This is a genomic window from Legionella tunisiensis (assembly GCF_000308315.1).
Lineage (GTDB): Bacteria > Pseudomonadota > Gammaproteobacteria > Legionellales > Legionellaceae > Tatlockia > Tatlockia tunisiensis.
This window is the reverse complement of sequence record NZ_CALJ01000309.1, coordinates 1-8,817: the sequence shown is the minus strand read 5'-3', so window position 1 is coordinate 8,817 and position 8,817 is coordinate 1. Positions and strand designations below refer to the sequence as shown.

Sequence of the window (8,817 nt, the reverse complement as noted above, 5' to 3'; positions counted from 1 at the left end):
CTTCAGTTCCATCTTTACCTATTTCTTTGGGTATATTGACAAATTCTGGCACATTGTGCATGATTACCATCTTTTGTGACATCTGAAAATGAGTGGAGATTCTTAAGTGGCAAATATTAAATCAGCGATCAAACGGGCGCGCCAAAACATCAAGCTACGCCAACACAATGCCAGTGCGCGTTCTATGTTTCGCACCTTCGTTAAAAATGTTCTTAAAGCGGTTGAAGCTGGTGATAAAGAAGCTGCTCGTGCTGCCTATGCTAAAGCACAACCCATTATCGATAAAGCAGCTGGTAAAGGCTTAATCCACAAAAATAAAGCTAACCGTATTAAAAGCCGCCTTAGCGCGCGTGTTAAAGCTATGGCTGCCTAACCTCGGCGTTTCCGTCGCTCTAAGTCTGTAACGTAACACACCGAACCGGGAATCCCGGTTCGGTTCCTCTATCAAAAACAGAAGTTTCTTTTCTCAAAGTCTTTTTTAGACAAAACTACAGCCCTCTACCAAAAATTATTTTTTCAGAAAAATTTGTTGGGAAAGAGCTATCACAGGGACAATCACTTATACAGAAGCACTAGGACTCACGTTTAATGCGTGTTCCAAATCCTCAGGTAAAGACTCAATCTTTGTCATGTGAACCCCATCTTGTTTATCCCAAGGTGAAATAAGCAGAGCAGAGACACCTCTGTCTTCTGAGGACCAATCTTTGGCATACTCTTTAAAACCAATACTCTTTAAAGCATTACAAAGGTTCTCATTAGATGAGTCTACAGAGACGACTATTCCCCCGCAGGGTGGATCACTTAGATCATGAACGCCAAAGTCAGCCAAGCAGTCCCACTGGCTATGATAGCTTTTTTCCCCTGCAGGGTGATAAACACAGACATTAAAATCTAATTGCTCTGCTAATTCTTTAGCAACCCGACAACAAGTACGAAAGTCTCTCCTGACTTTTTGTTGTAAGCTCTGCAATTGCGCTACCTCATGTGTAGCCTCTTTTTGGGCTCTTTCCCTCAACATTTCTGTCGGAAGCTTAGGTAGGTTCCCCTTGCCGCTTTTACTGAATGACATACTATCCCCTCAAATAGCTCCACTCCCCTAATTAATTTATTTATCAAAAGGTTTGTGAATAAAATTCATACTAAAAAGCCGTTTTAAGAATAACATGAATGTATATTTTTTAAACAATTTATTAAGCATTGAGCTCTTGTAGTTAAGTTAATTAACGTGATTATTACTATTCGAATCTACTTGAATGAAAGCATGTTTATCTAATCGTTAGGCAACAATCACGCCATCGTTCAAGAAGGCGTGATTGTTTTACTCGTTACTTCGATTTGAGTCAGCCAGAGAACGCAATATCCTGCTGATTTAATTGTTCATAAGCACGTTTGGCCGGCACATATTGTGGGAATTGATTTCTTAAACGATCCAAGATCATGCGTGAATGAGTCTCATCACCACTATTCCATTCACTTAAGGCATCAAAGTACATTAAATCAGCGGATTTATCTGCTAAAGAGGGTACTTTGTTCATGGAAATGGGTTCAATGAAACTGAAGCGCTCTTGCTGTTGTGCATCCATCCACTGCAGCATTTTACGAGCCTGTTGACTGCCATTTGCGCTGGCCTGTTCTAATAATTTCTTTCCTAGCTCAGGCTTACGCTCACCCAAGAGACCATCTAAATACATTTGAGCTAATTGATATTGTGCATAGGCATTATTATTTGCAGCCAATTCTTCATACAAACGGCCTGCCTGTTCATTATCTTTAGGAATACCTAAGCCATATTGGTACATCCGTGCCAGTGCAAGCTTGGCTTTTTCATTACCTTTTGCTGCTGCTTGTTGGTAATAACTGGTCGCATTAGCAAAATCAAGTGTCGTAGCGACACCTGTTTCAGATAATAAACCTAATTGATACAGTGCATCACTATCTCCTAAAGCAGCTGATTTTTTATACCAGTGAAGAGCCTGTTGTTCGTCTCTGCTGCCCAAGGCACCCGAAAAATAGAGATCGGCAAGTTGTGTCATTGCTTTACTATAGCCAAGTGTTGCTGCTTTAGTATAAAAATCCTTTGCTTTGACATAATCAACTGGCATGCCCTTACCATCCTCATAAACCAGTCCTAGGTTATATTGGCCTACAGCATCATTTTTTTCCGCAGCCAATTGATAATTTTCTAATGCTTTCAAGTAATTATCATCAACAGTATCATAGATAAAGCCAAGTGCTACTGATGCTCTGGGGTAACTAGTTTGTGCAGCTGCGTACCATTTTTTAGCAGCAGCATAATCTGGTTGAGTACCTATACGACCCAATTGATAGAGTTGACCAAGCAGATATTGAGCTACAGGTTCTCCTTGCTCTGCAGCCAAACTATACCATTTTGCGGCTGTTGCCCGATCGATTTGGCCACCAAAACCTTTATCATAAAGATAGCCTAACTTCAGTTGCCCCTCTTTATCCCCTTTCTCCGCAAAATGCTGGTAAATATCACGAGCCTGTTGCATTTTTTCAGGATCACTGGCTTGAGCCAGATAATAATCAGCTAGCAATAAACCAGCTTTACTATTACCTAATTCACGCGCCTTGTCTAAATCAGCGAGGAATGATTCTCCTGATTGTTGCTTCAATACTGCTAAATTTAGGTTGGCATAGGAAAAATTCGCATCAGCAGCTTGTTGTAAAAGCGCCCTTCCCTTTTGCAAATCTTTATTAAGCCCAATGCCTTGGCTGTAATAAGTACCAAGAATAAAAGCAATGGCTGGATTCATAGCGGTCTGCTGATACCAATATAAAGCTTCTACTTGATTGGCCGCTACTGATAAACCTCTTTCAAACATCATTCCTAATAACAAAGCAGCATGACTATCACCTGTACTCGCTTCTTCCTTGGCTACGGCAAACGCTTGCGCTTGCTTCTCTGGGTTGTCATCCATCGCATTATAAAACGCCAAAGGTAAACGGGCTTCCGCTACGCCATCTGCCACTGCTCCCGCATAAAGTCGTTTAATTAGTTTTGTGCGATTTCTCTTCGCCGCAACACTTAAGCCATTCTTTGGTTGTTTAACCAGATAGTCTGCCAAATGATATTCCGCCAAACCATAACCATTGGCCGAAGCCAGATAATACATTGCCATCGCTTGTTGGATGTCAGGTTGAACAACCACGGTGCCATTAGGCGCAGTGAACCCTTTTTCATAAATGGAAGCCAACACATATTGAGCATAAGGATTCCCTTTAAAAGCCGCATCGGTCATCCAGCTGATTCCCTTTTGATAATCAACGGGGGTTGTTTGTCCTTCCAGATATAAAATACCTAAATTGTATTCAGCCCGTACATCCTGTTGCACAGCAGCTAACTCATAATAAACAATTGCCTGCTGTGGATTTTTAGCAACAGCAACCCCATATTGATAAAGCTGTCCTAACTCAAATTGTGCATCCGAATCCCCAAGAATTGCCTGACCATACAGTTGGCTAAGAACGGCTTGATAATTAGCTTGATGTTCCCATCCTCTAGTTATTTCATCAATATAATCAAAAGGTTGTGGGCCAACCTTATCAGGATAAGGAGATCCCTCATCAATCATTGATACACGTGGTTTATGCCGTAAAACCAGGGATTCATTTTGCTGTAAAACCTCTATCTGTTGATCAAGAGGATAACGCGGAAAACTCAATGCTGTTTGTTGATTATTACCCATACTTGGCGCAAGAAGATCAAAATAGTCATTAATAGCAATCTCATTGGGCTTAACCATAACAAATTGTGGTTTATAAAGTTCAGCCCGTGTTACTCCTTCCATTTGTGGAGCCTGATTATAATTGTTCTCCTTTAATGCAAGAGGGTTTTTCCAGGCATTATAAATACCACCTAAACGATAATTTTCATCACTGGTGAAGGAATTTATTTTATCATTACTTAGCCAACGTATCGCTTCTTTGCTTGCTATCATTTGCGCTTCATGGGCAGCCGTTTCTTTAGCTTTTAGTTGCCATTGTTCTGCCAAGCGCTCATCAGCAGCTACTCCAGTGCCCTCTTTATACATTAACGCTAAGGCTTCCTGCGCCTCACTAGAACCGTTCTGTGCTGCTTGTAGCATCCACATAAAAGCAGTTTTTGCATTATTAAAACTAGACTCTGGCATCAAGTACAAACGCGCCAGGGCAAGTTCTCCATGAACATCATTTTCAATCGCTGCTTTAGTAAACCAATCTTTGGCAGTTTGGAAATTTTTTCTTTTATCGCCATTTCGCCAAGCATAAGCATCGCTGGCACATACCTTTGCGCTGCCGATTTTGTTATTAAATCTTGTGCCTTAATCTTGTCAAGACTCACTACTTTACCAGCAAGATACAGTGCACCTAGCGCTAATTGGGCTTTGGGATTACCCTGATCAGCCGATTTGGTTAACCAAATTATACCAAGCCTCTTATTTTGACCATTACGACTATCCAGGAAATAATCCCCCAATGTATATTGGGCAATCGCATTACCACTTTTGGCAGCATCGATATAATAGCGTCTGGCTATATCGGGATTCTTTTTCGTACCAAGACCAAACATATAAGCAGCTGCACAATACATTTGTGCTTGTATGTCTCCTGCCGCTGCCGATTTTTAAACCAATACAAGGCTTGCTCAGGATTTTTTGCTTCTATAAGATTATAACGAGCAAGAAATTGCTGGGCTGGCAAAACGCCTTTTTCAGCAGCCTGATTGAAATAACGTAGTGCCATCGCATTATTTTTTAATTGACCATAGCCATAGAGGCGCATACGACCTAAATAATAATCAGCAATGGGGTCTTTACCGGCCTGATTAATAAGCGTTTGTGCAGCCAATGGATAATTGCCCTGACGATAAGCATCCAAGCCATTAACCGCAAAAGCAGCTTGACCTCCTGTAGCAGCAACCAGATAAAACCATGGTACGAATGATTTCATGGTAATTCCCCTCTTATTTGTTTACCGCAATAATTGCGGTTTACTGCGCAGGAATAATGCCGTATCGCACTACTTCCCTTAATGCACCATTTCTTGTATTGGAATTTACTATCCAATAGTTACCCCGATTATTTAAACCATAACGTACATTCGTGTATTCACAGACTGTAAGACTTTCTGAGCAATCCACAATTTTTCCATAACGTGATTTCTTATCAGGTATCGTACAAATAAATTTTACCTGTTTCTCACTCGTTGATAACACTGCCCATTGACGAGGATGAATGGCATGATTTAAATACATACTACGCGAGCTTTCTTCATCGCGCATTTGATAGAGGCTCACCGGCTGACCCAAGGTATTAAATAAGAAATACATCGATTGCTGATCACCACTTTTTCCCGGCAATAAATGCAATGTTTTCAGTTCAAACTGATACCCAGTATCGCGACACCCTAGTGGAAGTTTATTATTATCTTTTTCTTCCGACTCAGCGAAAGCAGGCGCTGAAAATACAGATAAAAGTAGTGCACCAGTTAGGCTTATTTGAATTATCTTTTTCATTGCTGTTTCTCACTTATCATGACTGGGCGAACAATAACTTTTGTTCCCAAATAGTTATTGTTCTCATTAGATGTCTCAACAAAATCATGGTTTAACCATTGAGCATCGCGAGTAAACATTCTTATACAACCGTGGCTAGCACGATATCCAGGGATATCAAAGGAACCATGCATGGCAAAGCCCTTGTGGAAATACATGCAATAAGGCATCTTTGCACCGCCGCGACCGATAGGATAAACGTTGGAACGGCATTTCTCATTTTCCTTACTAAAGAAACGAAATATACCAGTCATCGTTCTGCAGGAACGCGCACTATCGGAACACTTGTCTCTACCAGAAGAAATAGGTCCCCATTTTACCAACTGGCCTTGTGCATCATAGGCACCCCAAGCCAATTTATCTTGGTCAACAATGACTTGTTTTTCGCCTTCGGCATCAATTTTTAAAGGGAATGGAGAAAAATCCAGGAGCGTTTTTTGAGCCAGGTTACGTGGTACAACAATCACCTTCCCTGCCCATAAATAATTATAAGAACGATTTAAACGCTGTACGATATCGCGTTGCTGTTCATCAGGAAATAATTTCTCCCAGCTTTGTCCACTCCCAACTTTGATACATTGGTATTGCGGATAAGCACAAAGCCCGGTACCATAATAACTCACTGCCTTGGCTTGAAAAGCCACCATCATCAGTGCAATCACTCCGGCAAATTTTCTCATGTCGTGATTCCCCTAATTAACGTAATCTTTGTGATGCAAGAAGTGTGCTTAAATACCAACTCCCCCTTCTAGCTACTATTTCGGTCATTTAGTTAAAAAGTTTAGTACTGCAGAGAAATTAATGTAACTAGATGTTTTTATTATATAAAACTTAGATTCCAACGCGCAAAGCAAAGAAATTAAATATCAAAATTTAAGCATTTAGAAATAAAAATATCTTTTTATTCTTTTTGTGAACGGAAAAATCCTATAAATTGCCGGCAAGAGTGAGAGGCATATCAATCAAATAAATGATGAGCTACCGAAGCTTTGAATTTAGTGGTGAAAATGTTGAAATATTCGTGTTGCCAACTCTTGGTTAATGCCATTAACCTTGGCTATTTCATCAAGAGGCGCTTTCGCTAATTCACGTAAACCACCAAAACGACGCAATAACGCTTGCCGTCGCTTTGGCCCAACACCTTCTATTGTTTCTAGAGATGAATCAAGACTTGCCTTTTGCCGCTTTTTTCTATGTGCACTAATGGCAAAACGATGGGCCTCGTCGCGAATATGTTGTAAAAGATGCAAGGCAGGTGAATCAGCCGGTAAAGTCCTTTCTGTTTCTTCAGTCGCTAAAATTAACCGTTCCCATCCTGCTTTTCGTTCAGGTCCTTTAGCAATACCGATCAAAGTTACTCCTTCTATTTGTAAAGTAGCGAAAATGCGTTTTGCAACCACAATCTGTCCTTTACCACCATCAATAATCAAGACATCAGGCAAATGTTGTTCTTGTACCAGTCGCTTAAACCGCCGCAAAATGGCTTGCTCCATCGCAGCATAATCATCACCGGGCGTAATCCCCTCAATATTAAATCGACGATATTCACTTTTACAAGGTCCATTAGCATCAAAAACTACACAAGAGGCGATTGTAGCTTCTCCCTGCGTATGACTAATATCAAAACATTCCATCCGTGTAATAGCATCCTCCCGTTCTAACAATTCATTCAATGCTTGATACCGTCTCTTCATCGTTGCTGAGGAGGCCACATAATCAGCAATGGCCAAACGTAAATTATCCCGAGCGAAATCCAACCAACGTGCTTTAACACCGCGTGGGCAAATCTGAATTTGACAAGTTTTTCCGCGTAATTGAGAGAGCATCGTTTGTAAAAGGCTAAGTTCAGTAATTGGTTCATGTGAAATGATCAATGCAGGTATTCTTTCCGGCATATCAACATAATAAAAAGCGATAAAAGCTTCAAAGACCTGCTCCCACAAACCTCGGTCATCATTCTCTTCGGCAAAACGAAGTATTGGTACAGAGGGGAAAAAACTTTGGCTTGTTAACACATGCCCATCGCGTACCGTGACACAGTGAATACAGGCAAAACCAGGCCGTGCCTCAATGGCGATCACATCTGCATCACCACGTAATTGCACAATACTTTGTTGTTCCTGTATGAGCCGTAAACTCTTGATCTGATCACGCAAAACAGCAGCCTCTTCAAAAGCGAGGCGCTCTACAGCCTGTTCCATCCGTTTAGCCAACTCATCAAGAATTAATTGAGATTTTCCCTGCAAAAAACGAATTGCATCATTAACTGACCGTTGATAATCCTTAGTGGAAATATAATTTGTACAGGGAGCGCTGCAACGTTTGATTTGATATTGCAAACAAGGTCGCGAACGAGTACTGAAATAACTGTCTCGGCAATTACGAATTTTAAATACCTTCTGAATGGTATTTAAAGTGTCACGTACAGCTGCCACGCTTGGGTAAGGACCAAAATACTCACCTTTTAGTGGTTTTTTCTTACTACGAAATAATTCCATTCGTGGAAAGGGATGATTAGGACTAACATGAATATACGGATAAGATTTATCATCCCGTAGCAGCACATTATATTTGGGACGCAATGCCTTAATTAAATTACTTTCCAGCAAAAGTGCTTCGGTTTCACTACGGGTCACACTCACTTCAATGGAGGCAATTTGATTGACCAAAGAGCGCGTCTTAGCACCAGTATTTTGTTTAGTAAAATAGCTGTTAACCCGCTTCTTTAGACTTCTTGCCTTGCCTACATATAACACAGTGCCTTCGCTGTTTATCATACGGTAAACACCGGGCTCATTAGTGAGATTAGCTAAAAATGTATGCAAAGAAGCTGGAATTATTTTTCGTTCATGCACAGTACCCAATCCAATAAAGAGGCTTGTGGGTTATTAATTCTACAACGCAGCTAGTTTTAAAAGAAATCTATTAAATTATAGACACTGGTTGTTCCGGGTAATTGAGATTGGTTGCTTATGTAATTGTCGCAGAAGCGCCTTTTTCCAACATTTAACGTGACGTGTGCTATTACTTTATTGCTCATCATGTAAAGCATCATTAGGCTGTTCAATTACTCGATGTTTCATTGCCAGAAAGGTAAGTTCTACATCATTCTTTATACCTAACTTATCAAACATACGGTATCGATAACCATTGATAGTTTTACTGCTTAAAAACAAACGATCTGCTATATCGTATAACTTCGTATAATGTATGCTATACGAAGTTTATTACGCGATAACTTCGTATAATGTTTGCTATAC

8 protein-coding genes and 1 pseudogene are annotated in these 8,817 nt (G+C 40.5%); 1 reads left to right on the top strand and 8 read right to left on the bottom strand.

The features are described from left to right. Window positions 1–106: 106 nt before the first annotated feature. A complete protein-coding gene (rpsT, locus tag BN58_RS18565; RefSeq protein WP_019218113.1) occupies window positions 107–373 on the top strand; it encodes a 30S ribosomal protein S20 in 267 nt (88 codons plus the stop codon). A gap of 186 nt (window positions 374–559) precedes the next feature. On the opposite strand, the gene BN58_RS18560 is transcribed toward rpsT, so the two are convergent. The 8 genes and pseudogenes from BN58_RS18560 to BN58_RS30275 all read right to left on the bottom strand — a co-directional run. Next, entirely contained in the window at window positions 560–1,069 is a 510-nt protein-coding gene (locus tag BN58_RS18560; protein ID WP_019218112.1) for a hypothetical protein, read from the bottom strand. A gap of 271 nt (window positions 1,070–1,340) precedes the next feature. Beyond that, entirely contained in the window at window positions 1,341–4,154 is a 2,814-nt protein-coding gene (locus BN58_RS27140) for a tetratricopeptide repeat protein (RefSeq protein ID WP_232220781.1), read from the bottom strand. Then, window positions 4,154–4,594 carry a tetratricopeptide repeat protein gene (locus BN58_RS35315; RefSeq protein WP_232220778.1) on the bottom strand — a complete coding sequence of 147 codons (441 nt, stop codon included), beginning with the start codon at window positions 4,592–4,594 and terminating at the stop codon, window positions 4,154–4,156. The genes BN58_RS27140 and BN58_RS35315 overlap by 1 nt, the downstream gene beginning before the upstream one ends. Next, window positions 4,537–4,953 carry an SEL1-like repeat protein gene (locus BN58_RS35310; RefSeq protein ID WP_232220776.1) on the bottom strand — a complete coding sequence of 139 codons (417 nt, stop codon included), beginning with the start codon at window positions 4,951–4,953 and terminating at the stop codon, window positions 4,537–4,539. Before BN58_RS35310 ends, BN58_RS35315 begins: the two co-directional genes overlap by 58 nt. Window positions 4,954–4,993: 40 nt before the next feature. Then, on the bottom strand, window positions 4,994–5,518 hold the full coding sequence (locus tag BN58_RS18550) for a hypothetical protein (protein WP_019218111.1): 525 nt from the start codon (window positions 5,516–5,518) through the stop codon (window positions 4,994–4,996). Further along, entirely contained in the window at window positions 5,515–6,237 is a 723-nt protein-coding gene (locus BN58_RS18545) for a L,D-transpeptidase (RefSeq protein ID WP_019218110.1), read from the bottom strand. The genes BN58_RS18550 and BN58_RS18545 overlap by 4 nt, the downstream gene beginning before the upstream one ends. A gap of 315 nt (window positions 6,238–6,552) precedes the next feature. Then, window positions 6,553–8,412: an excinuclease ABC subunit UvrC gene (gene uvrC, locus BN58_RS18540; protein WP_019218109.1), complete on the bottom strand. Its 1,860-nt coding sequence runs from the start codon at window positions 8,410–8,412 to the stop codon at window positions 6,553–6,555. Window positions 8,413–8,586: 174 nt separating this feature from the next. Continuing rightward, window positions 8,587–8,748, bottom strand: a pseudogene (locus BN58_RS30275) (LuxR C-terminal-related transcriptional regulator); the annotation flags it as partial. Between the last annotated feature and the right edge of the window lie 69 nt (window positions 8,749–8,817).